The 25,365-nt window shown below is 72.2% G+C and carries 16 protein-coding genes; 2 read left to right on the top strand and 14 right to left on the bottom strand.

What is annotated here, in order from left to right; genetic code table 11:
- Position 1 precedes the first annotated feature (1 nt).
- A complete protein-coding gene (rpsJ, locus tag HD594_RS06635) occupies positions 2-310 on the bottom strand; it encodes a 30S ribosomal protein S10 (RefSeq protein WP_184750195.1) in 309 nt (102 codons plus the stop codon).
- A 534-nt stretch (positions 311-844) separates the two neighbouring features.
- On the opposite strand from rpsJ, the gene HD594_RS06630 reads away from it, so the two are divergent.
- Together HD594_RS06630 and HD594_RS06625 are read left to right on the top strand one after the other, a co-directional pair.
- Entirely contained in the window at positions 845-2,395 is a 1,551-nt protein-coding gene (locus HD594_RS06630) for a sugar transferase (RefSeq protein ID WP_309297727.1), read from the top strand.
- Entirely contained in the window at positions 2,392-3,558 is a 1,167-nt protein-coding gene (locus HD594_RS06625) for a glycosyltransferase (protein ID WP_184750194.1), read from the top strand. The genes HD594_RS06630 and HD594_RS06625 overlap by 4 nt, the downstream gene beginning before the upstream one ends.
- Here the strand turns inward: HD594_RS06625 and HD594_RS06620 are convergent.
- The 13 genes from HD594_RS06620 to HD594_RS06560 form a co-directional block, all read right to left on the bottom strand.
- Complete coding sequence (locus HD594_RS06620) at positions 3,505-4,614, bottom strand: glycosyltransferase (RefSeq protein WP_184750193.1); 1,110 nt, start codon at positions 4,612-4,614, stop codon at positions 3,505-3,507. The genes HD594_RS06625 and HD594_RS06620 overlap by 54 nt on opposite strands.
- A 177-nt stretch (positions 4,615-4,791) precedes the next feature.
- A complete protein-coding gene (locus HD594_RS17830; protein WP_184750192.1) occupies positions 4,792-6,642 on the bottom strand; it encodes a DUF4012 domain-containing protein in 1,851 nt (616 codons plus the stop codon).
- Positions 6,643-6,751: 109 nt separating this feature from the next.
- Positions 6,752-7,945: an elongation factor Tu gene (tuf, locus tag HD594_RS06610; protein WP_184750191.1), complete on the bottom strand. Its 1,194-nt coding sequence runs from the start codon at positions 7,943-7,945 to the stop codon at positions 6,752-6,754.
- A gap of 156 nt (positions 7,946-8,101) precedes the next feature.
- On the bottom strand, positions 8,102-10,216 hold the full coding sequence (gene fusA / locus HD594_RS06605; RefSeq protein ID WP_184750190.1) for an elongation factor G: 2,115 nt from the start codon (positions 10,214-10,216) through the stop codon (positions 8,102-8,104).
- Positions 10,217-10,295: 79 nt separating this feature from the next.
- Entirely contained in the window at positions 10,296-10,766 is a 471-nt protein-coding gene (gene rpsG / locus HD594_RS06600; protein ID WP_184750189.1) for a 30S ribosomal protein S7, read from the bottom strand.
- A gap of 5 nt (positions 10,767-10,771) precedes the next feature.
- A complete protein-coding gene (gene rpsL / locus HD594_RS06595) occupies positions 10,772-11,140 on the bottom strand; it encodes a 30S ribosomal protein S12 (RefSeq protein ID WP_091703622.1) in 369 nt (122 codons plus the stop codon).
- Between the two features lie 296 nt (positions 11,141-11,436).
- Positions 11,437-11,883, bottom strand: coding sequence for a hypothetical protein (locus HD594_RS06590; protein WP_184750188.1), 447 nt, complete (start codon positions 11,881-11,883; stop codon positions 11,437-11,439).
- A complete protein-coding gene (locus HD594_RS06585) occupies positions 11,870-13,318 on the bottom strand; it encodes a DUF5684 domain-containing protein (protein ID WP_184750187.1) in 1,449 nt (482 codons plus the stop codon). Before HD594_RS06585 ends, HD594_RS06590 begins: the two co-directional genes overlap by 14 nt.
- Complete coding sequence (locus HD594_RS06580) at positions 13,315-15,813, bottom strand: transglutaminase-like domain-containing protein (RefSeq protein ID WP_184750186.1); 2,499 nt, start codon at positions 15,811-15,813, stop codon at positions 13,315-13,317. Before HD594_RS06580 ends, HD594_RS06585 begins: the two co-directional genes overlap by 4 nt.
- Entirely contained in the window at positions 15,810-17,183 is a 1,374-nt protein-coding gene (locus HD594_RS06575) for a DUF58 domain-containing protein (protein ID WP_184750185.1), read from the bottom strand. Before HD594_RS06575 ends, HD594_RS06580 begins: the two co-directional genes overlap by 4 nt.
- Positions 17,180-18,145: an AAA family ATPase gene (locus HD594_RS06570; protein WP_184750184.1), complete on the bottom strand. Its 966-nt coding sequence runs from the start codon at positions 18,143-18,145 to the stop codon at positions 17,180-17,182. Before HD594_RS06570 ends, HD594_RS06575 begins: the two co-directional genes overlap by 4 nt.
- 15 nt (positions 18,146-18,160) lie before the next feature.
- Positions 18,161-24,121, bottom strand: coding sequence for an Ig-like domain-containing protein (locus HD594_RS06565; protein ID WP_184750183.1), 5,961 nt, complete (start codon positions 24,119-24,121; stop codon positions 18,161-18,163).
- Complete coding sequence (locus HD594_RS06560; protein ID WP_184750182.1) at positions 24,121-25,257, bottom strand: serine/threonine-protein kinase; 1,137 nt, start codon at positions 25,255-25,257, stop codon at positions 24,121-24,123. The genes HD594_RS06565 and HD594_RS06560 overlap by 1 nt, the downstream gene beginning before the upstream one ends.
- Between the last annotated feature and the right edge of the window lie 108 nt (positions 25,258-25,365).

The following is a 25,365-nucleotide window of genomic DNA, read 5'->3' as shown; positions in this document are numbered from 1 at the left end:
CTCAGAGCTTGATCTCGATGTTGACGTCGGCCGGAAGGTCGAGGCGCATCAGCGAGTCGACGGCCTTGGGCGTCGGGTCGATGATGTCGATCAGACGCTTGTGGGTGCGCATCTCGAAGTGCTCGCGGCTGTCCTTGTACTTGTGGGGCGACCGGATGACGCACACGACGTTCTTCTCGGTCGGAAGGGGCACGGGGCCCACGACGCTCGCGCCCGCACGGGTCACGGTCTCGACGATCTTGCGGGCCGACGAGTCGAGGCCTGCGTGATCGTACGACTTCAGGCGAATGCGGATCTTCTGTCCCGCCATTTGTCTGCTCACTCTCTGTCTCGCGTCATACCTCTCGGAGGCTCCGAGGGCATTGGACGCACGGTGGCGCTGCTGCGCCATGGCACGTTCACCAGCTGCGCTGGTGCTGCTGCACCGCTGTTCTGATGTCAAACCGGAGGCTCGCCCCGGCTCCTCCTCCCCCGGCCGGCACGCGCACGTGCGGATCCCATTCCTGGGTGGGGGTTTCGGATATCGTGTTCTGCTGCCCGCGGCCTAGGTCCTTGCGCGTGACGCGCCGCCTATGCACTGCCCTGGCAGTGATCCTGCGCACGCCAACAGGCGCGCCGGAATGTGGAACCTGACTAGTCTACGGGTCTCCCGGGCGTGTCGCAAACCCGGGCGTGTCGTGACGCGCGGTATGGAGCACCTTCCCAGAGAGGACGGCATCACGAGCCGATCACGACCGATCCCCCACCCTGGGCGGGATCGGCGGGCGGGTGGCAGAATGGCAGAACCACGCCGCCCGCACACCTGACGGGCGGGCACGCCGCCCCGGCGGCGGGGAAGGGTGCTGTGGCGTCGAACGTCATCGGCGCGGCGAGGACGCCGAGCGAACCGGAACCCGAGGATCTGAACACCTCGGAGGTCCGTCGTGTCGCCGCGGCCGCGCCGCCGCCGCGGCGGTCGGACTGGCGCGCGAAGTACGCGCGGCTGCTGACGCTGAGCGACTTCGTCGTACTGATGGCCGTCGTCTTCGGCACGCAGCTGTTCTGGTTCGGCATCGGCGGGGCGCGCGTGTCGATCCGCGAGGACGCGCGGCTGAGCGTGGTGTCCTACTGGCTGTTCTCGGCCGGGCTCGTGGTGCTCTGGATGTGGTCGCTGAGCCTCATCGACTCCCGGACCGACCGCGTCTTCGGCACCGGGTCCACGGAGTACATCCGCATCATCTCGGTCAGCACGCGCCTGTTCGGCATCATCGCGATCGTCGCCTTCCTCCTCCGCGTCGACGTGGCGCGCGGCTACCTGCTCATCAGCCTGCCGCTGGGCGTCGCGGTGCTGCTCCTGGAGCGCCGGATATGGCGCCAGTGGCTCATCGCCCGGCGCCGGCGCGGCGAGTTCAGCGCGCGCGTGCTGCTCGTCGGCTCGGAGCGCTCCGTGGCGCAGATCGGGCAGGCGCTGCAGCGCGTCCCGAGCGCCGGCTACCACGTCGTGGGTGCCTGCGTCCCCGGCGGGCGCACGCGCGCCGGCGACCGCGTGGACGGGCTCGACATCCCTGTGCTCGGCGATGTCAGCGCCATCGCATCGGTGCTGCGCGCCGCATCCGCCGACACCGTGGCCATCACCAGCACCGACGATCTGCCGCCCTCGAGCGTCAAGCGCATCTCGTGGGAGCTCGAGGCCGGCCGGCAGCATCTCGTGCTCGCGCCGAGCATCGTCGACGTCGTGGGTCCCCGCATCCAGACGCGCCCGGTGGCGGGTCTTCCCCTCATCCACGTCGAGACGCCGCGCTACAGCAAGGGTCAGCGGGTGGTGAAGCGCTCCGCCGACCTGGTCCTGGCCACGATCGCCGTGATCGTGCTGAGCCCGGTGATGCTGGCGATCGCCGCCGCCATCCGCGTCACCTCGCGCGGACCGGCCCTCTTCCTGCAGACCCGCGTCGGGCTGGACGGCCGCGAGTTCCGCATGGTCAAGTTCCGCACCATGGTCCACAATGCCGAGGAGCTGCTCACCGGCCTGCGGGCGCGCCAGGATGCCGGCAACGAGGTGCTGTTCAAGATGCACCGCGATCCGCGCGCGACGAGGATCGGCGGATTCCTCCGCCGATACAGCCTCGACGAGCTGCCCCAGCTGTTCAACGTGCTGACGGGCTCGATGTCGCTCGTCGGCCCGCGTCCGCCGCTTCCGCGGGAAGTGCGCAAGTACGCCGACCACGTCCACCGGCGATTCATGGTCAAGCCGGGGATCACGGGCCTCTGGCAGGTCTCCGGGCGGTCGAGCCTGTCGTGGGAGGAGTCGGTGCGGCTCGACCTGTCGTACGTCGAGAACTGGACGCTGGTCGGCGACCTCGTGATCCTCTTCCGCACGGCGCGCGCGGCGCTGCGACCGGGCGGGACGGCAGCGTGAGCGGCCTCCTCGTCACAGAGTGGATCGAGCCCGCCGGCGGCGCCGAGCGCGTGCTGGACCGCCTGGCGGGTCTCTTCCCCCACGCGGACATGCTCGCACTGTGGAGCGACGCGCCCGACCGATACCCGGATCGCATCGTCCGCGAGACCTGGCTGTCGCGCACGCCGCTGCGCCGGCGCAAGGCCCTCGCGCTGCCCGTCATGCCCGTCACGTGGCGCATCCCCCGCCAGCGGGGGCACGAGTGGACCCTGGTGAGCTCGCACGCCTTCGCCCACCACGTCCGCACCGAGCCCGGCACGCCCAAGCTCGTGTACGCGCACACGCCGGCGCGCTACCTGTGGGCCCCCGAGCTCGACGCGCGCGGCGACAACCTGGCCGCGCGCATCGCGGGCCCACCCCTCCGGGCGATCGACCGGCGACGGGCGGGCGACGCGACCGCGCTCGCCGCGAACAGCCGGTTCGTCGCCGACCGCATCGCGCGCTCCTGGGATCGCGAGGCGACGGTCGTCCACCCGCCGGTCGATGTCGCCGCCATCCGCACCGGCGCCTGGCGGGCTGACCTCACCGACGCCGACCGGCGACTGCTCGACAAGCTCCCCGTCGACGTCGTGCTCGGAGTGTCGCGCTTCATCCCGTACAAGCGCATGGATGCCGTGATCGCCGCAGGCGAGGTGCTGGACCGGCCGGTCGTGATCGCCGGCTCGGGGCCGCTGGAGGCCGAGCTGCGCGAAGCAGCCGCGGCGGCGTCCGTCCCCGTCCGGCTGGTCGTCGGCCCCAGCGACGCGCTCGTGCGGGCCCTCATGGAACGGGCGTCGCTGTTCGTCTTCCCGCCCGTCGAGGACTTCGGGATCGTCGCGGTCGAGGCGATGGCGGCCGGGACGCCGGTGATGGCGAACCGACGCGGCGGCGCCGGCGAGTCCGTCGTCGACGGCGTGAGCGGCGCCCTGTTCGATCCGCGCTCGGCGGACGAGACCGCCGCCGCAGCCGACGTGTGCGCGGGAATCCCGCGCGAACGGATCAGCGCACACGCCCTCCGGTTCGACGCCGAGGCGTTCGACCGCGACCTGCTGGCGTGGCTCGCGCCGCACGTCGCGGACGCGGCGTCGCTGTCAGACCAGCGCGCTCACGCCGGCGTGCGCGCCGACGAAGGAGCGGATGCGTGACGTGAACACGCACGTGTCGAAGTCCTCGGCACGGGCGATGCAGTCCTGCGGGCGCGCCTCGAGCGCGCGGGCGACGGCTTCGCGCAGCTCACCGCGCTTCCACGTCGTCACATGCGCGCCGGTGACCCCCTCGATGACCGACTCGGATGCCCCGCCGACGGCGTTGGCGATCACGGGCGTGCCCGAGGCCATGGCTTCGACGGGAACGATGCCGAAGTCCTCGACGGGCGCGAACACGAGCGCCGACGCCCGGCGGTAGAGCGCGCGCAGCAGCGAGTACGACGGCCGGTGCACCAGCTCGACGGGGATGCCGCACGATGCGCCGATCTCGCGCAGGTGCCGCTCCTCGGGCCCCGCTCCAGCGAGCACGACCGGCATGCCCGAGGCGAGGCCCGCCTCGATCACGGCGTCGAGACGCTTGTACGGCACGAAGCGGCTCACCCCCAGCAGGAACTCGCTCGGCAGCGCGTCGAGGATGCGCTGCTCGTCGTCGGTGAGGGTCAGCGGCGCCGCGAACGCGCCGACGTCGACGGGCGGGTAGATGACCTCGGCCTCGCGATCCCACTTCTCGGCGATGCGGGCCGCGATGTAGCGGCTGTTCGCGGCGATCGCGGTCGGCTCTGCCGCCCGGCGGCGGTCGATGGGCTTCAGCGCCGCGGAGATCGCGCGCGCCGCGAGGCTGTCACCGCGCTGATCCAGTTCGGGGACCCAGACGTAGCGGGCCGGCGTGTGCGCGTACACGAGCTTGGGCACGTCGCGCGCGGGCCCGCCGAAGCGGGCGTGGTGGGCGAACACGTGGCTGCTGGCCAGGATCCAGTCGGCGTCGCGCTCCGGCAGGGAGCGCCACACGGCCGGCATGAACGGCAGCGCGAGCGCCTTGTTCCGCCGCAGCGGCGTGCGCGCCAGGATCGTCTCGTCGACGTCTGTGAAACGTCCGCCGCTGTCGTTCCACAGGCAGAGGCGGCCGGCATCGGGGAAGGCGTCGACCAGTGTCTCGAAGACGTTCTCGGACCCGCCGCTGGCCTCGAGCCACTCGTGGACGATCAGGCCCGGCATGCGGCGTCCCCCGGGCACGATCCGGCTGTCGTCCTGCGGCTTGCTGCGGTCATCATTGCCCCTGAGTCGGCGGGTCGGGCATCCTGCTCGACGCCCCGGGTCGGGTCTCCGGCGCGCTTCCCCCAGAGCAGGTCCCACCATCCTAGAGTGCACGCCCCGTTTCGATGCAACCCCGTATCAGCCCGCGGGTTCGCCGAGCAGCTCGGTGCACGCGGCGCCGATCGTGACCGGGGTGTCGGTCACCGTCGGCGTCCACCGCACGGACAGCGGCCCCAGGTCGCCGTCGGGGAGGACGCTGGTGTACGCCACGGTCTGCGTCTCGCCGCGATCGAGCAGGATCGACACGCTCTCGGCCTCGCGACCCTCCTCGACGCCGGTCCGGGCGAGCACGGGTGCATCGCCGCCGACCGGATCCACCTCGTCGATCGTGGCGCCGGGCGGCGCGACGTAGACGATGTCGAGGAGCATGCTCGTCTTGGCGCCTCCGTAGGTCGGGGTGCGCCGCGACAGGATGTGGAACGTCAGATCGTCGCGGTCGACGTGGTTCGTCATCGTCACGGCCGTCGTCACCGACCGCTCATCCGCGTCGCAGGTGACGGCCACCGACGCGTCCAGGTAGTACTCCATCTTGCCGACGCCGGAGTCGTTGATGAAGATCCCGACCTCCGTGGTGGTGTCGTTGTCCGTCTCGAGCGCACCGCTGATGCCGAGCTCGGCGGCGGCGGCCTCCTCGTCCTCGCGCGTGAACCACGCGTACACGCGCTGCTCGTCGGCCGACTTCTGCAGCGCGTCGATCATGCGCAGCGGGTCCCACTTGCCCACGACGAGCTTGTTGAACACCGCCGCCGACGCCGCCGCGAAGAACGCGTCGGCCGGCTCCTGCGACCCGGGGTAGCGCAGGTAGGTCTCGCTGAGGAGCTCGTCGACGACGTTGTCGGCGGTGAGCTTGATGCCGTCGACCTTGACCGCGCCGGTGACCTCGAGCATGTGCGACAGCGCGATCGGGTCGAGCGAGAACACCCCGTCGATCTTCTCTCCGGTCTCGGCGAGGATCCCCTGGAACATGCGCGCCGAGGTCGGGAAGTTCGGCGTCTTCGTGTAGTTCTGCACGAACCGCGGCCACTCGTCGTCGTACAGCGCCATCGTCTCGGTCGGAAGGTCGACGAACTGCTGGTTGTAGAGCGCCCACTCATTGAACGTCGTGGAGCTGGACTGCTCCCCCATGGTGACGCGGCCGTTCTCCACGTGGATCAGCATCGACGCAGCCGGGTTGCCGCCCGTGGCCCGGATCTCGGCGTTGTTCTGGAACATCACGAAGTACGTGCGCTCGCCGTCGTCGCCGAGGATCTGCAGCGCGGTGGGGAGCACGCCGGTCGCGGTGTGGACGAGCGGCGCGGTCTCGTCGATGACCTCGATGACCTCGCCCACCGCGTCGTCGACGATCGGCAGGAGCGAGCTGCGGTCGATGTCCGCCACCTGCTGGCGCGCCGAGGCGAATGCCTGGTCGATGCCGGGCAGGACCTCGACGATCTCCTTGAACGGCTCGAGGTTGAAGCCCCCGCCCGAGAACCGGATCTTGGTCTGGTCGACGGCGCCGAGGATCTCGAAGCTGGCCGGGAGCGCATCGCGGACCAGGATGTGCGCCGCGACGGTGGCATCGCGCACGGCGGCGACGTTGGGGCCGACACCGGGGATCCAGGTCGCGAACTCCCACAGCGGTCCCTGCACCGTCTCGTCGGCGCTCGAGGTGTGGGCCAGGATGCTGGCGGCCGCGGCGTCGAACTGCTCGGTGTCGCCCTCCTCGACCAGAGCGGGGACGCTGCTGAGCTCGGACTTCGCGGCCTCGAGGTCGTCCCGCACCTCGAGCGCCTGGCCGGCCAGCGCGACGCCGGCGATGCCGAGGCCCGCGATCACGACGATGACCCCGCCGATGATGCCCAGCACCCATGGCCAGCGACGCCGACGCGGTCGGCGTCGGGCGGGTCGCTCGTCGTCGGGCGCGGCGAGATCGTCGAAAGTGTCGGGCACCTACGCATCCTAAGCGAGCGGACTGCGAATCGACCTGTGCATGTGCTTCGGGGCATGCGAAAGGGGGCCGGACCCGAAGGTCCGACCCCCTCTCAGAGGCGCGAAGTCCTTACTTCAGGATCTTCGTGACGGTGCCGGCACCGACGGTGCGGCCACCCTCACGGATCGCGAAGCCGAGGCCCTCCTCCATGGCGATCGGCTGGATCAGCTCGACCGACATGTCGGTGGTGTCGCCGGGCATGACCATCTCGGTGCCCTCGGGCAGCGTGATGACGCCGGTGACGTCGGTGGTGCGGAAGTAGAACTGCGGGCGGTAGTTCGTGAAGAACGGGTTGTGGCGGCCACCCTCGTCCTTGGACAGGATGTACGCGGTGCCCTCGAAGTTGGTGTGAGGGGTGACCGAGCCGGGCTTCACGATGACCTGGCCGCGCTCGACCTCGTCACGCTTGGTGCCGCGGAGGAGCAGACCGCAGTTCTCGCCGGCCCAGGCCTCGTCGAGCTGCTTGTGGAACATCTCGATACCGGTGACGGTCGTCTTCTGCGTCGGACGCAGGCCCACGATCTCGACCTCCGAGTTGATCGCGAGGGTACCGCGCTCGGCACGGCCGGTGACGACGGTGCCACGGCCGGTGATGGTGAAGACGTCCTCGACGGGCATGAGGAACGGCTTGTCCTTGTCACGCACCGGGTCCGGGATCGACTCGTCGACGGCCTCCATGAGGTCGAGGATCGACTGGACCCACTTCTCGTCGCCCTCGAGGGCCTTCAGGCCCGAGACCTGGACGACCGGCGCGTTGTCGCCGTCGAAGTCCTGGCTCGAGAGCAGCTCGCGGACCTCGAGCTCGACGAGCTCCAGGATCTCCTCGTCGTCGACCATGTCGGCCTTGTTCAGCGCGACGAGCAGGTAGGGAACGCCGACCTGCTTGGCGAGCAGAACGTGCTCACGGGTCTGAGCCATCGGGCCGTCGGTGGCGGCGACCACGAGGATCGCGCCGTCCATCTGAGCGGCACCGGTGATCATGTTCTTGATGTAGTCGGCGTGACCCGGGGCGTCCACGTGAGCGTAGTGGCGCTTGGGGGTCTCGTACTCGACGTGCGAGATGTTGATCGTGATGCCGCGCTGGCGCTCCTCGGGAGCCGAGTCGATCGACGCGAAGTCGCGCAGCACGTTGGTGGCCGACGGGTACTTGTCGGCGAGCACCTTCGAGATGGCAGCGGTGAGCGTGGTCTTGCCGTGGTCGACGTGACCGATCGTTCCGATGTTCACGTGCGGCTTGGTCCGCTCGAACTTGGCCTTAGCCACTGGGTCCTCCTCAGGACGGTCATGTAGAAGCTCCGGGCGCTGGTTTGCGACCGGTTCTCTACGGGGATTCCTCCACCATAGTGGAGAGGTTCTGGTGGTTCTTCTTATGCAGTTGTGACCGGATGCCGGGACGCGCACGCCCCGGCATCCGAAGCGTTACTCGCCCTTGTTCTTCTGGACGATCTCGTCAGCGACGGCCTTGGGGACCTCGGCGTAGCTGTCGAACTCCATCGAGTACACGGCGCGGCCCGAGGTCTTCGAGCGCAGGTCGCCGATGTAGCCGAACATCTCGGACAGCGGCACGTTCGCACGCACCACCTTGACGCCGGCGGCGTCCTCCATCGACTGGATCTGGCCGCGGCGGCTGTTCAGGTCGCCGATGACGTCGCCCATGTACTCCTCCGGAGTACGGACCTCGACGGCCATGAGCGGCTCGAGGATGACCGGGCTCGCCTTGCGAGCGGCCTCCTTGAAGCCCATGGAGCCGGCGATCTTGAACGCCATCTCCGACGAGTCGACGTCGTGCGAAGCACCGTCGGTGAGGGTCGCCTTGACGCCCACCATCGGGTAGCCGGCGAGGATGCCGACCTGCATGGCGTCCTGGAAGCCGGCGTCGACCGAGGGGATGTACTCGCGCGGGACGCGGCCACCGGTGACCTCGTTGCCGAACTCGTAGATCTTGTCGCCCTCGACCTCCATGGGCTCCAGGCGGAACTGGATCTTCGCGAACTGGCCCGAGCCACCCGTCTGCTTCTTGTGGGTGTAGTCGTGGCGCTCGACGGTCTTGCGGATCGTCTCGCGGTAGGCCACCTGGGGCTTGCCGACGTTGGCCTCGACCTTGAACTCGCGCTTCATGCGGTCGACGAGGATGTCGAGGTGCAGCTCGCCCATGCCCTTGATGACCGTCTGACCGGTCTCGGCGTTGAGCTCGACGCGGAACGTCGGGTCCTCTTCGGCGAGCTTCTGGATGGCCAGCGACAGCTTCTCCTGGTCGGCCTTGGTCTTCGGCTCGATGGCGACCTCGATGACCGGCTCCGGGAACGTCATCGACTCGAGGACGACCTGGTCCGACGCGTCGCACAGCGTGTCGCCGGTGGTGGTGTCCTTCAGGCCGATGACCGCGTAGATGTGGCCGGCGGTGACCGAGTCGACCGGGTTCTCCTTGTTGGCGTGCATCTGGAAGATCTTGCCGATGCGCTCCTTGCGGCCCTTCGTGGAGTTCACGACGGCCGATCCGGAGTCGAGGTGACCCGAGTACACGCGGATGTAGGTCAGGCGACCGAAGAACGGGTGCGACACGACCTTGAACGCCAGGGCCGCGAAGGGCTCCTCGCGGTCGGCGTGGCGCTCGATGATCTTCTCTTCGTCCTTGGGGTCGTGCGCCTCGATCGAGGGCACGTCCAGGGGCGAGGGGAGGAAGTCCACGACCGCGTCGAGCATGGGCTGCACACCGCGGTTCTTGAACGCCGAGCCGCAGAGCACCGGGTACGCCTCGCCGGCGATGGTGAGCTTGCGGATCGCGCCCTTGATCTCCTCGGGGGTGAGTCCCTCGCCGCCGAAGTGCTTCTCGAGCAGGACCTCGTCGGACTCGGCGACGGCCTCGAGCAGCTTCTCGCGGTACTCCTCGACCTTGTCGACCATGTCGGCCGGGATCTCCTGGATCTCGTACTTGGCGCCCATGGTCACGTCGCCCTTGGCGTCGCCCGGCCACACCAGCGCGCGCTGGTAGATCAGGTCGATGACGCCCACGAAGTCGTTCTCCGCGCCGATGGGCAGCTGGAGCACGAGCGGGGTCGCCTTCAGGCGGTTGATGATGGTGTCGACGGTGAAGTAGAAGTCCGCGCCGAGCTTGTCCATCTTGTTGACGAAGCAGATGCGGGGGACGTTGTACTTGTCGGCCTGACGCCACACGGTCTCGGACTGGGGCTCGACGCCCTCCTTGCCGTCGAAGACGGCGACGGCGCCGTCGAGGACGCGGAGCGAGCGCTCCACCTCGACGGTGAAGTCGACGTGACCGGGCGTGTCGATGATGTTGACCTGGTTGTTCTCCCAGAAGCACGTCACCGCGGCCGAGGTGATGGTGATGCCGCGCTCCTGCTCCTGCTCCATCCAGTCGGTGGTGGCAGCGCCGTCGTGCGTCTCGCCGATCTTGTGGTTGACGCCCGTGTAGAACAGGATGCGCTCGGTCGTCGTCGTCTTGCCGGCATCGATGTGCGCCATGATGCCGATGTTGCGGACCTTGTTGAGGTCGGTGAGCACTTCTTGTGCCACGGGTGTCTTCCTTACCTGGATCGGGAGGTGATTCGGTGTCGCCGGCCGGGACGGGGCCCCGGCCGGCGGACAGAGGCTGTTACCAGCGGTAGTGCGCGAAGGCGCGGTTCGACTCGGCCATCTTGTGGGTGTCCTCGCGGCGCTTGACCGCGGCACCGAGGCCGTTCGAGGCGTCGAGGATCTCGTTCTGCAGACGCTCGGTCATCGTCTTCTCACGACGGCCCTTGGCGTAGCTGACGAGCCAGCGCAGCGCGAGGGTGTTCGCGCGGTGCGGCTTGACCTCGACCGGCACCTGGTAGGTCGAACCGCCGACGCGGCGGCTCTTGACCTCGAGGGTGGGGCGGACGTTGTCGAGCGCCTTCTTGAGCGTGGCGACGGCGTCCTGGCCGGACTTCGCCTCGACGCCCTGGAGGGCGCCGTAGACGATGGCCTCGGCGATCGACTTCTTGCCGTCGATGAGGATCTTGTTGACCAGCTGGGTCACGACGGGGGCGCCGTAGACCGGGTCGTTGACGACGGGGCGCTTCGGGGCGGGTCCCTTACGAGGCATCTTTCTCAGCCCTTCTTCGCGCCGTAGCGGCTGCGAGCCTGCTTACGGTTCTTGACAGCCTGGGTGTCGAGCGCACCGCGGACGATCTTGTAGCGGACACCGGGGAGGTCCTTGACACGACCGCCGCGGACGAGCACGAGCGAGTGCTCCTGCAGGTTGTGGCCCTCGCCGGGGATGTACGCGGTGACCTCGGTGCCGTTGCGGAGCTTGACACGGGCGACCTTGCGCATCGCCGAGTTCGGCTTCTTCGGGGTCGTCGTGTAGACGCGGGTGCAGACGCCCGCCTGCTGCGGGTTCGACTTCAGCGCGGGAGCCTTGGTCTTGGCGACCTTCGGCGACCGGCCCTTGCGAACCAACTGCTGAATGGTTGGCACGTTCTCTCCTATGTTGTGCTGCACGGTGACAGCGTTCGTGGTCTCCCCCGGGCGTCGGATCTCGCGATCCGCTGTGTCCCGGGCTCACGTGGACCCACCCGTGCGTCAGAATGATCCGACGCTCGCTGTTGTGGTGGGTATGCCGTGGGGGTGGCCTGTTCGCAGGCCCTTCCCTGAGATGCGGCGCTCGCGGTTCCTCGCGCACGTGCCGGGGCACGTCGCAAGGCGCGCGCGAACGCACACCCGATCCATGATACGTGAGGTGGTGCGGGACGAGCAAACGGAGCGGCTCGGCATCAGCCGAGAATCAGCACCAGACCCACGACGGCGGCGGCGATCGCGGCCACGGCGACCGTCCCCGCGATGACCGCGCGGCGCACCGCCCGCGCGCGGACGGCCCGGTTCACCTCGTCGCCCGCGACCGGCGCACCGCCGGACGGCGGCTGGGGTGCAGCGCCCCGCGCCACCCGGATCGCGTCGTCCCCGCGCGCCGGGTGCGGCGACCGCAGCGACGCGGCATCCGGCACGACCGCCTTCCGGGCGGTGGACGGCGATGCCGGGGCGGGCGGGGGCATCCGGGAACGTCCGCGACCCGGATCCGTATCGTCGGCGTCGTCGTGCGCCGAGACCGCCGTCGGCCCGAGGATGCCGGCCGCGGGCGTGTCGGGCGCGCGCTCGCGCGGCCGCGACGACACGACGGTGTCGTCGTCGCGGTCGTCGGCGGGATCCTCAGTCGGCGCCACGACCGCCCTCGTCGGTGACGAGCGAGACCTCGGCGTCGCCGACGAGGAAGCGGGCGGGGACCGGATGCAGCGAGCCCGGCTCGATCTCGGTCTCGCCCCCGTCGCTGCCGATCAGGACCGTGCCGTTGGTCGAGCCCAGATCGACGATGTGCCAGAGCGCGCCGTCGCGCTGCAGCCTCGCGTGGGTCTTCGACACCGTCCCGTCGGCGACGCGCACCAGCTGGGCGCCGGGGAAGGCCGACGACGGCGTCGGGCGGCGGCCGACGATGACGACGTCCGCCGTCAGCTCGACCCGCTCCCCCGACGGCAGCGCCAGCGACCACCGGGCACGGCGGCGCTGCGCGATCTCGGTGTCGTCGAAGTCGTCGTCGGGGATCTCGGGACGCACGTGCTGCGCCGACACCGACGACCGGGCGGCGCGCGGGACGTCGGCGACCGGCGCACCGGCGATCGCCGAGACCTCCGCGGAGGCCTCGGGGAAGGTCTCGGGGACCACCCGCGACGGCGCGGTGGCCGGAGCCGCCGACGCCGGAGCCCACGGCTCCGCGGTCTCCCGCGCCGGCATGGACGGCACGTGGGTCACCGCCGCAGCGAGGACGGGCGCGGGCGCGGGGGCCTGGGAGCGACCGGGAACGGCGGCGATGGGCGCGGGCTCCTCGGCACGACCCGGCACGGCGGCGATGGGTGCGGGCGCGCCGCTGACGCCCGCGGTGATCTCCCCCGCGGTGTCCACGTCGGTGTCCAGCCCGGTCCACGGCTGCGGCCGCCGAGCGGACGCGGGCGTCGCCGCCACCGGCTCGGGTGAGGTCCGGACGGGTCCCGCAGCGGCGGTCTCGGGCTCCCCGGCGGCGTCGGGGTCCATCGTGGGTGCGACCGGAGCCGCGACGGCGGATGCGGCCGCGGCGGGGGCCGGGGGCGCCACCCCCGGAGCGGCCGACGCGACCGGAGCGGCCGGAGCCGACGGGGCTTCCGACACCGGACGCGGAGCGGGCCGGGCCTCGGGCGCCGGGGGCACGGCGGTCGAGCGGGCCCGGGCCGGGCCGCGCACGGGACCCGCCGCGGCGCCGAGCCAGCGCGCCGAGCCGAACCCGACGACGCTCGCCCACGCGGGGAGGAGAACGGCGGCGAGGACCGTCATGCCCGGCCCCAGGCCGAACGAGCGTCCCACCCGGTGGCAGGCGATCACCGTGATCACCCACAGCGCCAGCGAGCCGACCCCCGGGAACAGCGCCACGAGCACCAGCCACCCCGACAGCCCGCCCAGCTCGAGCAGGACGAACACGTTGAGGAAGGGCACCCAAGCCTTCCAGGACTCGCGGCCGCTCTTGCCGAAGACGGCGGCGAGCGCGATCGCCGCCCAGACGTAGAGCGCCGCCGCCAGCAGCAGCGAGATCGTGAGGCCGGCGATGACCGAGGTCGGGTCTTGCGTGGTCATGGTGCGGTGCGCGCGAGCGATGCGGTCGCGCGCTTCCCCCTCTCGGGACGGATCCGGGCGGCACGGGCGGGCGCCGGCGGACGAACGAACGACTTCAACGATACGGTCATGGCCACCCGGCCCCAGAACGTCTGTGCATGACGGATGCCGGCGCGCTCGGCGTCCACGAGGCGCCAGAACTCCTCGGCCTGGTCGTCGTCCGGGTCCTGGCCGGAGAAGACCGCTCGGTCCGCCCGTGCGGCCAGGGCGGGTCCGCCCGCGGTGGCGATGCGGGCGGCGAGCTCGCTGCGCGTGAGCCGGCCGCCCCCGGCGAGTCCGGCGTCGGCCGCGGTGTCGACGTACTCGTCCCAGCCGCCGACGATGCGCGCCCCGGGGGTCGGCGCCCGTCGGCGGGCGCGGCGCCGCACGGCCTTCGCGCCGACGACGACCAGCAGCGGCGCGGCGGCGATCAGCAGGAGCAGCAGGCCGACCCCGACGATCCGGGCGGCGCGCCACAGCCACGCGAGATCCCATCCGTCGTCGGCTCCGCCCCCGTCGCGGACGCCGGTGTCCTCCTGCAGGGGGTCCGGCGGGACGACGTCCTCGACGGCGTCGGGCAGCGCGTCGGTGACGTTCTCGGGGTCGCGCGCCTCGGTGACCACGAGGCTCGGGGACTGGGTGTGCTGCGGCGTGGCGTCGATCGCCACCCACGATCCGTCCGCCGACTGGACCTCCGCCCACACGGCGAGATCCTGGGCGCGGCAGACGCCCTCATCGCACACCGGCACTCCGGGATCGACCGAGGTCAGGCGTGTGCCGACCACGACGCGGCTGGGGAAGCCCAGTTCGCGCGCGACGAGCGCGACGGCGACCGCGAACTGCTCGTCGTCGCCGATGGCGGCGACGTAGACGCCGGTCGCCGCCGCGCGCGGATCGGCCTCCCGCTCGAGCAGCCGCGTGAACATCGTCTGGATGCGCGCGAGCGAGTGGCCCGACGCGCTCGGCTGGAAGCTGTACCCCGGCAGCGACCGCACCCACACCGCGTCCGCTTCGGCCTCGAGCCCATGGCTGAGGTATCCGCGCTCGCGCAGCAGCGCGACGAGCCCCGACAGCGCCTCCCCGCCGGATCCGGCGCTGTGCCGGTCGACCCACGCGGTGAGGGCCTCGGGCACGGCCACCGACGAGGCGGCGCCGCCGGGGGCGGCGATCGACGCGAGCGCCGGCTCGTCGGGGACCACGACCTCCAGCCGGAGGACGTCGCCGGCGGCCAGGCCGCCCGCGGCGGTCTGGACGCCCGCCCAGGCGGTGCGGTTGTAGTAGAAGCTGGCGTCGAGCTCCGCGGCGCGCGGACCGGCGAAGTCCACCGAGCGGACCCGTCCCACCGTCGGCATCCAGATCCCCTCGAGCGTGCCGACCGTGATCTCCACCGATGTCCGATCGCCCTCGCCGGCGTCGAGCTCGGCGGGGACCCGCACGAAGCGCGCATCGTCGACCGCGCCGTCGTCGCCCGAGCGGAAGACCTCCCCGTCGTAGGCGTCGAGGGTGGCGATCCGCACGCGCTCCGGCAGGCCGTCGTCCGAGACGACGCTGAAGAGCACGTCCCCCGCCCGGTCGTCGGCGAACATCGTGCGATACGCCGAGAGCGGGCTCGCCGATGCCGAGAGCTCGACGTCGGGGCCCGCTGCGGCCCGCAGCACATCGCGCGTCGTCGCCTGTGCCGCGAAGGGGACGACCGCCACCGACACGAGCAGCGCCGTCGCGACCATGACGGCCGCGAGCACGCCGCGCCGACGATGCGCCGGCGAGCGCTCGCGCACCAGGCGCACACCGCTGCTCTCGGCGGCGAGCGAGAGCGCGAGCATCCGCTCGTGATCGCCGCGCCACACCAGCCACAGGAGGCAGGCGAGGAACGTCAGGGCGCCGAGCGCCGTCTCGACCGGCGCGGGAAGGACGACCGGCCCGAGGACGAGCGGGTCGCTGACCACGGTCGCCCCGAACAGCAGGCCGAACGCGGTCATCGCCGCCGCGACGGGCACCGCCGCGTAGGCGATGCGGTCGCGGCGCCAGGCCAGCAGCAGCAGCGCGCACGTGCCGGCGAGGAACACCGCGAACGCGGGCACGAGCAGGTTGCGGTACGTCCCGATCGGGAGGTCCACGGTGACGAGGTCCTTGAAGCCGACCAGGACGCCGGCGGCGACGTCGCCCAGACCCTGCGCGAACTCGCCCGGGCCGGCGACGCGGGCGGGGACGGCCAGCGGCACGCCGAGCACCAGGAACGCCGCGGCCGTCACCCACGCCGTCGTGCCGACGCGCCATGACCGGCGCCAGGCGACCGCTGCGATGAGGCTCGCCGCGGCCACCGCGCCGCCCGCGGTGACGACGAGCCACGGCGTCCGGTACACCGGCCACGCGGCCGCGAAGGCGATCGCCACGATGGCGGCCGCGAACAGGGTGCCGACGAGGATCCGCGGCTCCCGCCGGACCGTGCGCGACGCATCCGCCCTGTCCGCGCTCACGATGCCGCTCCCCGATGCAGGAGCCCGGTCAGGTCGTCGAGCGTGCCGATGGTGAGGACGGTCAGCCCCGAGAGCGACTGCATCCGCGGATGGGCGCGCTCGTCGCACACGACGGCGATCACGACCGTGTCGGCGGGGAAGGCCAGGGCGGCCTGCTGCAGCCGGGCGAGCGGCACGGTCGATCCCACGACGACGAGCGCGACCGACATGCCGCCGCCGCTCTCGGCCACGAGGCGGCACACGTCGGCCACCGGCATCGTGGCCTCGAGCGGCGTGACGCCGCTGAAGCCGTCGAGCATCGCCCGGGGCGAGCCGGCCGGCAGGCGGCGGATCGAGCGCAGGCGGCTGCGCACGGCGCGCGGGACCTCGGCGCCCACGACGATCTCGACGTCGCGCGCGTCGCGGATGGCCCGCAGCCCCAGCGACGCCGCGCAGGAGACGGCGAGCTCGAACTCGTCGTCGTCGAGGTGCTCCCCGGCGCCGACGCCGAGCACGACGGCCATGCGCGAGCGCCGGGACTCCTCGTACTGGCGGACCATGAGCCGGCCCGTCTTCGCCGTCGACTTCCAGTGGACCTGGCGCCGGGCATCGCCCGGGGCGTACTCGCGGATCGCGTGGAACGACATGTCGGCGTCGACCAGCCGCCGCGTCGGCAGCCCCTCGAGATCGCGGATGAGCCCCGCGCTCATGGTGGGCAGGACCACCGTGCGGGGATGGACGTACAGATCGTGGACGTCGGCGAAGGCGTGCTCGCGACGCAGCAGTCCGATCGGATCGCCGCGGACCGTGGTGGCCGGTCCCACGGTCACGATCCCCCGACGCAGGCCCGGGATCTCGAGGTCCTGCGCGTGGGTCTGCCCGCCGCGCAGAAGCGGCACGCCGAACTCCACGAGCCCGGCGCCGACCGGGATGTCGATGGCGCCGGGCAGGGCGGTGCGCCGGTGGACGTTGCGCACCTCGACCCGGCCGGTGATCCCCTGACCCGCCGTGACGTGCTCGCGCGAGAGCGTGAGGTCCACGTCGTACGCGCGCGCTCCGAAGAGGAACGGGACCGACGCCGTCAGCAGCAGCAGGGACGCGCCGCCGGCGATCATCCACTCGACCCAGCCGAAGGCGAGCCCGACACCCAGGCCGGCCGTCGCGGCGAGCGCGACCAGGGCGCCCGCCGGCCGGACGGTGCGCGCCGCCCACGCCGCGCTCGCGCGCGTGGCCGCCCCGAACGCCCGCCACGCCCGCGTCCACCACACCACGAACCGCACCAGCGAGCGGCCGCCCGAGCCTCCCGCCACCGAGGTCGCGGTCTCGTCGCCGCGACCTCCCGTGGAGGTGGCCACGGTCGTGCGCGTCAGGTGCTCTTCGCCGAAGCTCATACCGCCTCGCGACTGCTGGGCGGATCGACGTCGAGGAGCACCTGGCCGATGACCGACTCGGGGGTGACCCCGTCGAACTCCGCTTCGGGATGGAGGATAAGGCGATGGGCGAGCACCGCGACGGCGAGCGCCTTCACATCGTCGGGGGTCCCGTACGTGCGTGCCTGCGACACCGCGCGCGTGCGCACCGCCCGGGTCAGCGCGAGGGCGCCGCGGATGCTGACGCCCAGGCGGACCTCGTCGGCCGAGCGCGTCGCGTCGACGATGCGCGAGATGTAGTCCAGCACGAGCGCGTCCACGTAGACCTGCGCGGCGAGGTCTGCCATCCCGACCATCGCCTCGGGCGTGATGATGGGGGCGAGCTCCGCGGTGGGGACGGCCGCGCCGTCGAGGATGCGCACGGTCGCCGCATGGTCGGGATACCCGAGCGACGCGCGCATCATGAATCGGTCCAGCTGCGCTTCGGGAAGGCGGTACGTGCCGGCCTGCTCGACGGGGTTCTGCGTCGCGAGGACCAGGAACGGCACGCCCACCTGGCGGCTCACCCCGTCCACGGTCACGCGCCCCTCCTCCATGACCTCCAGCAGCGCCGACTGGGTCTTGGGGCTCGCGCGGTTGATCTCATCCGCGAGGACCACGTTGGCGAAGACCGGTCCCGCGTGGAACTCGAAGACGCCCTCCTTCTGGTCGTACACGCTCACGCCGGTGATGTCGCCGGGAAGCAGGTCGGGCGTGAACTGGATGCGCGTGTTCGTGCCCTGCACCGACTGGGCCATGGCCCGCGCGAGCGAGGTCTTGCCGGTTCCCGGGACGTCCTCCAGCAGCACGTGGCCCTCGCTGAGCATCGCGGTGAGCACCAGTTCGACCACGTGGCGCTTGCCGAGGATGGCGCGCTCGACGTTGTCGGCGATCTGGTCGAAGGTCTGGGCGAACCACGTCGCCTGCTCCTGGGTGATGGTCATGTGAGGCCTTCCGGGTCAGGGCTGGGGGCCGGAGTCGTCCGGGGGGAGGTTGGGGGTGCAGGATGCCGAGAACGTCGTCGTCGCGGGCTGGAGGCCCCAGCCCTGGGCGTCCCAGTCCGCGGTGACGGAGATGCCGTCCACGCTCGCGGCGCCGACCGGGACCTCCCACGTCCCCTCGGCGTGGGCGAGCACGGCGCCGTCGGCGTCGCGGTAGACCAGCGAGGCGCTGCCGAACGAGATGGTCGCCGTGCCGCCGGACGGACCCGCCGACGAGCCGCCCTGCAGCTCGAGCTGCCCCCCGCCGACGCACGATGTCGCGGTCCAGCTCGCCTGGAGCTGGTACGGCGCGCTTCCCGCCGCCGGCACCACCGTCGCCCATGGCGTCGTCCGGTTCCAGAACGTGTGCACGTAGCGCACCAGGATCCCGGGGTCCCGCCCGAAGACCGATGTCGGCGGCGCACCGCTGAACTCCACGGTGTTGTTGTTCGGCACGCGCTCGTCCGAGGTGGGCTGGTCGCGGATGATCCACTCGGCGCGCCCGGATCCGACAACGGGCGTCGCGTCGACGACGAACGTCCAGCCGGTGGGCGCCCTGCCCGTCTGCTGAGCCCGCACCGTCGCCGTCGCCGTCACGCGCCCGTACGGGACGCCCTCGAACCAGGACTCCGCGCACATCGTGTACCGGTACTCCTCGCCGTCGGCGAGGCCCGAGAACGTGGCCGTGTCGCCGTCCTCCGTCACCTGGCAGGCGGAGCCCTCCGGCACGATGCCGTACCGCACCGTCGACCCGTCGCCGCCGGAGGCCGCGGCGGCCCGCGCCGTCACCGTCGAGGTTCCGTCGCCGTCCGAGGCGGACGCGAGCGTCAGCTGCGGGTCGAGCGGGGCTCCCACGCCGTTCGTGCGGACCGTGACCGCCGTGCCCGCCTGGGTCCCCGTCAGGCCCGGCGGCAGCTCGAACCGCGACACGGGGGTGACCGTCACCGCGGTGCGGGAGTTCGTCCCGATCCGGTACGACGCCACCTCGAGGCGCGTCTGACCGGGTCCGACCGAGAGGGTCAGCGTCTCGCCGGTCTCGCTCTCGATCTCGATCGCCCCGGTCTGAGCTCCGTCGATGCCGGTCACCGCCAGCGCCACGATGCCCCCGTCGCCGCCGGTCACGACGGGCTGCGCGGTGACGGACTCGGGAGCCGGCGGCGGCTCGTACGCCCACGCGACGGTCCGCACCGCCTCGCGCGACCGGCCGACGGCGTTGACCGCGACCGCCTCGTACTCGCGTGCGTCGCCGTTGGGCGCGGAGATGTCCGGGCACACGCCGTCGGCGTCGCAGCGGGCAACGACCGTTCCGCCGCGCAGCACCGAGAAACCCGTGAGGGCCGGGTACGCCTGGCGCGCGTCGCCGGGATCCACCCGCAGCGTGAGGGTGCCGTCGCCGTACGCGGTCTGCGACACGCTCGCCGGGGCCTTCGGGTACCCGAGCAGATCCAGGACGAGGGTGCCGTCGCGCTCGGCGTTGGTGCGCCGCTGCTGCGCGTCGCGCACCGAGAAGGACGCCGTGCACGTCGCGCCCGGCGCGTCGGCGTCCCACGTCGCCGTCACCGCGGTGCTCGAGGCGACCCGGAAGCTCACGCCGACGCACGGGCCGGTCGCACGCACGTCGATGACCTCGAGCGGCGTGCGCGGGAGCGGGTTGACCTCGCCCGGCGCGGCGACGACCGAGATGGTGCAGCTCGACCCGGCCGCCTGCGTGCACTGATGCGCGACCGTCCCGCCCTGCGGCAGCGTCGACGGCGCCGCACCCACCCGCAGGATGAGGCGCACCGGCGCGACCGAGCCGTGGCTGGTGACCGTCACGATCGCGGCCTCCTCGGCGCCGGGGAGCGCCCGGTCCCGTCCCGTGACGGTCACGATCGTCCCCGTCAGCGACACGTCGAACGAGGTTCCCCCGTAGGAGACGGCGTAGCGGATGCCCTCCCAGTCGGCGCGCAGCTGCCACCGCGTCATCTCGGTGAGGTCGAACGTCCGGACTTCGCCGGGTCCGACGGTGAGCGAGGCGGCGCGCAGCTCGGGCTGCGGGTCGAGCGCGAACACGGTGATGGGCACCGACAGGTACGTCCACTCCTCATCGCCGGCGGTGCGCACCGGCACGCGGCACGCGTCCGCCCACGGGGCGCCGGCTCCGGCCTCGTAGCGCACCGTCGTCGGTCCCGCGCGCGTGCACACGGCATCCGGCCGCGCTCCCGACGCGACGATGTCGGAGCCCATCTCGAGCGTCGCGCCGCGCGGCAGCGCGACGAGGTCGGCCATGTCGAAGTCCGTCGACCCCAGCTCGTCCACCTGAGGAGCCGAGAATCCCGTCCTCAGCGCCAGAGCCAGGTCGCCGTCGCCGGGCACGCGCAGGAACGCGTACGTCGTCACCTCCCCGGAGGCTCCGGTGCCGGTGACGGCGAACGGGATGATCCGCGAGGTCTCGGGCAGGTCCCCGCCCAGCCGCGGCCCGTCGACCCACACGCCGTCGGCCGGGCCCCACAGCGTCACGACGAGATCGTCGACGTCTCCTCCCGACCACGACACGCGGTCGGCGAGGACGTCGACGCCGTCGGGGAAGTCCTCGCGCGTCTCGACCGTGAGCACGGTGTCGGCGACGACCGGATAGTCCGGCACGCTGTCGCGCACCACCTTGACGACGATCAGTCCGCGGCCGGTATTGCCCGACGAGGACTCGACGTCGTAGAGGAACGACATGACGCCGGGTTCGGTGCCGGCCGAGATGAGGACGGTGTCGTCCCGCGTGGACCGGATCAGCCCCGCAGTCCGCGTGTACTCGGGGTTCGGCGTCCCGTCCTCGAGGATCGCGACGACGTCGGGCCGCACCTGCGTGAGGGTCAGCTCTCCCATCGTCGGGTCCACGTCGTTGGCGAGCGGGCTGACCCGGATGCGGCTGCCGATCCCCACCTGCACCTGCACGTAGTCCGTGTAGGTGACCGGGCTCGGATTGGACTCGGCGTCCAGCACGCCGACGCGCACCGTGCCCTCGCCGGTCCGGCCGAACGCGTCGGCGACGCGGTAGCGGAAGGACACCTGGCCGCGGTCGCCGGGGACGCTCGTGTAGACGATCGACGCGCCGTCGGCGCTGATCGCGGCCGCGCCGCGCTCGGGCTGCTCGGTGATGCCGTCGAGGGCGACGACGTCGCCGTCGGGGTCCATCCCGAAGCCGTCGAATTCGATGAGCGTCGACTGGCCGCTGAGCACGCGCCCCTCCAGCGTGGCGGGCAGCGGCGAGCGGTTCGCATCGGCGTCGAGGACGCTGATGCGCACCACCGCGGTGTCGGCGAGGGCAGGCGACCCCGCCGAGTAGACCGAGTACTCGACCGTGTACTCCCCCGGCTCCTCGGGCGCCAGGTACCGCAGCACGTCGCCCGAGGCGAACGCCAGCGCGTCGGGCGACGACGACGTCACGGTCGCGGGGTTCAGGATGGGAAGGCCGCCGGCGGGGGCGATGTCGTTCTCGAGCACCGGCACGTCGATCTGCGCCCCGGCGCGCACGAGCACCGTGTCGTCGACGGCGATCGGCGCGAGCTCGGGTGCCGGCGGCAGCAGGTAGACGGTCGCCTCCCCCTCGACGCGGGAGCCCGCGTCGTCGGTGCCGTCGCTGACGATGTAGCGGACGCTGCCGAGCCGCCCCGCCGCGGCGTCGGCGGTCGTCCCCGACACGCGCAGATGGTTCTGCGCCACCGCGTCGACGGTCAGCGACGCCCCCGCGTCGGGCGTGGTGACGACGTCGCTGAGCAGCAGCACCCGCCGCGTCGGGTTGGACACCGCCGCGAACACGTCGAGCGTGGCGTCCTGCTGGGGCCGGACGAAGGCGACGACCGGGGAGGTCGCCAGCTGAGCGGGCGCGTCGGCGGCGAGGATCGTGATGCGCGCGGTCCCGGCGGCATCCGACCGGCCGTCGGTCACGGTGAAGCCGACACGGAACGTGCCCGGCTGCCGCGCGGCGAAGTCGAACGTCGTGGAGCCCGCGACGAGGGTCGCCGTGGCCGCGGCGTCGTCGAGCACGCGCACCGACTCCAGCGACATCGCGCCGGCGGTTCCGGTCACGTGAGGCGCGACGTCGACGGAGATGCCCGCCTCGATCGAGTCGATCACCGCGAACGAGTCGACCGCGAGCACCGGGTCGGCCGCCGCCCGCACGATCAGCGGGCGCGTCGACGTCGCGCCGGCCGTGTCCGACACCGTGACCGACAGGGTGATGAGCTGATCCACGCCCGAGCCGTCGTCGTCGTGCTGGTAGACGACGTCGCCCGCCGGCGTCGCCGCGACGCTGCCGACCCCGGTCTCGTTCTCGACCGACAGCAGCAGCAGCGGGTCGCCCTCGGGGTCGACCCAGCCCGGCAGCACGGGCACGGTGACCGTCCCGCCGCGCGCGACCTCGGGCTCGGGCCACTCCAGCAGGCAGTCCTCGACGCCGCACCATTGCGGGCCGGTGTTCTGCGCGCCGTCGACCACCGTCAGCGCCACGGCGGCCGGGGACGAGCGCAGTCCGCCTTCGGCGGTGCCGTCCGTGACGACGTAGCGCAGCGACGCGGTGCCGCTCGCGGTCGCCGAGACCCGCACGGCGAGGCGCTGCCCGTCGTCCGTGATCGACACCTCCCCGAACCCGGGATCGAGACCGGCGACCGACTCGGGATCGATCGCGAGCACGTCCTCGTTCGGATCGTGGTCGTTCATGAGGACGGGAAGCGTGACGAGAGCACCCGCGCGGACGCCGAACGCGTCGGGCTCGGCGACCGGCGGCTTCGGATCGATCACGACGCTCAGCTGCTCGTCGCTGGGCACGGCCTCGGGGTCGATGCGGTCGTCGAGCGTCCAGTCCTGGCTCGAGGCGACCAGCCGGCCGTCCGGGACGGTCCACACCCACCCGGTGCGGGTCTCGTTGAGGATGACCGCCGAATCGCCGGCGACGAAGACCGGCCGCCGCTGGTCGGGCAGCTCGCCGTCGCCGTAGTCCAGCGGCGCGGACCCCGAGGTCGAGCGCCACAGGGTCCCGCCGTCCGAGCCGCGCGCGAGCCACGCCGCGAACACCTCGCCGTCGTGCACGATCGGCTGCGCCGGCTCGCCGAGCACGGCGCTGCCGTCGCCGGCGACCCGCTCGACCGCGGTGCCGTCGGCTGCCACCCTCACCAGCCCGGTCTCGTCGGCGAGATAGACGGCGCTCCCGGCCGGGTCGGGTCGGCCGAGCACGACGGCGCCCGTCGTCGGGGCGGATGCCGCCCCCTCGGCATCCGCGAGCCACACGTCGCCGTCCTCGATGTCCACGACCGCCCACGTCGCGCCGGCCGCCGTCACCGCGGGAGACGACAGGCCCGACGCGTCGAGATCGTCGCGGCTGACCAGCCGCGACGCCGCGATGTCGAAGCGCAGCACCGAGGCGTCCTCCCGCGAATAGGCCAGCAGAACGCCGTCGGCGCCGACCGCGATCGCGTCGGCGGTGTACTGGGGCGCGTCGTCGTCCGGCTCCGAGAAGGGATCCACCTGCGAGGTCTCACCCGACGACAGCAGCCCCGCGTACACCGCCCCGGCATCGGTGCGGTACGCCACGAAGTCCCCGGCGGTGGCGACGTCGGTGGTGCCGCGCGGCGTCGAGCTCGCCTCCTGCAGCGCCTGCTCGTCGAGGTCGACGGGGAGCGCGCCGTCGATCTCGAAGAGCTTGCTGTAGCTGTCGGTGTACAGGTACGCGGCGCCCGCCCCCTGGACCACCTGCGATGGATTGCTGACGCTGCGCACGGTGTCGAGCTCGCCGATGGCCGTGTTCACGCGCGCGTAGCGGCGGCCCTCGCCCGTCTGCAGCGCCCACACCGCGGTGTCGACCTCGGGCGTCTCGCGCGCGTCGAGCCCAGGCCACGCGACGCCGACGCCCACCAGCACGGCCCCGGCGCACACCGCCGCGATGACGCCGACGAGCGAACGCCGCCTCATCACAGCCCTCCGGTCAGCAGCAGCGTCGCGATGACCGCCGCCGCGGCGACGGCGACGGCCGCCCCTGCGCCGACCAGCCACGGCGCGAGCCGCCGCGGCGCACCGGCGGCGCCGTCGATCGGCTCGTCCTCGTCGCGCGCCAGCCCGGTCAGACCCGCCGTCCGATCGCTCTTGCGCGCGGTGGTCCGCTCCAGCCGGCTGCGGACGGGCCCGCGCAGGACGCTGTCGTCGAAGTCCACCTCGCGCGACGACGGCGCCCACCCGGACTCGGGCACGTCCACCGGGGTCGGGCTCAGGCCGAGCTCGCGCTGCACGTCGCGCAGGGCGTCCGCGAACGCGAGGGCCGACGGGTAGCGGCGCGCGGGGATCCGGTTCATCGCGGTCGCCAGCACGCGCTGCAGCGAATCCGGGACGTCGGAGCGCGGGATGTCGGTGTAGCTCGCACGGGTGATCCGGCGCCGCAGCAGCTCGCGGGAGTTCTGCCCGCGCTCGCGCCGCTCGAACGGACTGTGCCCCGCCAGCAGTGAGTACACGGTGGCCCCCAGGCCCCACACCTCGCTGGCCACGGTCCCCGAGGTCTCCTCGGTCACCACCTCGGGAGCGCTCCACGGGATGGACATCGCCAGCACCTGGTCGCGGCCGGCGCGCAGCAGCGACGACGAGATGCCGAAGTCGGCGAGCACCGGCGATCCGAAGGTCGTGGTGAGGATGTTGCTGGGCTTGATGTCGCGGTGGATGAGTCCCGCACGGTGTGCGGACTCCAGCGCGCCCGACATCCGCACACCGATCGCCAGCACCTCCTCGACCGGCATCCGCTCGATGCGGTAGCGCTGGGCGAGTGCGCCCGGGCAGTACTCCATCACGATGTAGGGCCGGCCGTCGGCCGAGATCCCCGCCTGATAGACGGTCACGATCGCGGGATGCGCCGACAGGTGCGCGAGGACGTCGGCCTCGACGTTGAACATGCGGCGCAGGTCCGGGTCGCGGATGTCGGCGGGGAGCACCTTCACGGCCACATCACGGCGCGGCATGTCCTGCTCGTACAGGAAGACGTCGGCGAATCCGCCGGATCCGAGCGGCCGGATGTAGGTCAGGCCCGGGAGGATCGGCGGCGTGGAGGGCAGTCGTTGCGGCACCCGCCCTCCTCTCGACACCGCGCCGGCGGGACACGGGCCGACGGCCGCGTCGCCCGCGGGCCCGCCCATGCTAACAAAGCGGCGGGAGCCGGTCCGGCGCTCTCCGGC

It is taken from the genome of Microbacterium thalassium, assembly GCF_014208045.1.
Taxonomy (GTDB): Bacteria; Actinomycetota; Actinomycetes; order Actinomycetales; family Microbacteriaceae; genus Microbacterium; species Microbacterium thalassium.
The sequence above is the reverse complement of the archived record's forward strand: the minus strand, read 5'-3'. Positions and strand labels throughout refer to the sequence as shown.

Excerpts from the sequence above, each read along its gene's own strand:
- rpsJ (WP_184750195.1), bottom strand. The coding sequence starts at position 310 with ATGGCGGGACAGAAGATCCGCATTCGCCTGAAGTCGTACGATCACGCA.
- HD594_RS06620 (WP_184750193.1), bottom strand. The coding sequence starts at position 4,614 with ATGCCGGGCCTGATCGTCCACGAGTGGCTCGAGGCCAGCGGCGGGTCC.
- rpsG (WP_184750189.1), bottom strand. The coding sequence starts at position 10,766 with ATGCCTCGTAAGGGACCCGCCCCGAAGCGCCCCGTCGTCAACGACCCG.
- HD594_RS06585 (WP_184750187.1), bottom strand. The coding sequence starts at position 13,318 with ATGACCACGCAAGACCCGACCTCGGTCATCGCCGGCCTCACGATCTCG.
- HD594_RS06575 (WP_184750185.1), bottom strand. The coding sequence starts at position 17,183 with ATGAGCTTCGGCGAAGAGCACCTGACGCGCACGACCGTGGCCACCTCC.
- HD594_RS06570 (WP_184750184.1), bottom strand. The coding sequence starts at position 18,145 with ATGACCATCACCCAGGAGCAGGCGACGTGGTTCGCCCAGACCTTCGAC.
- HD594_RS06565 (WP_184750183.1), bottom strand. The coding sequence starts at position 24,121 with ATGAGGCGGCGTTCGCTCGTCGGCGTCATCGCGGCGGTGTGCGCCGGG.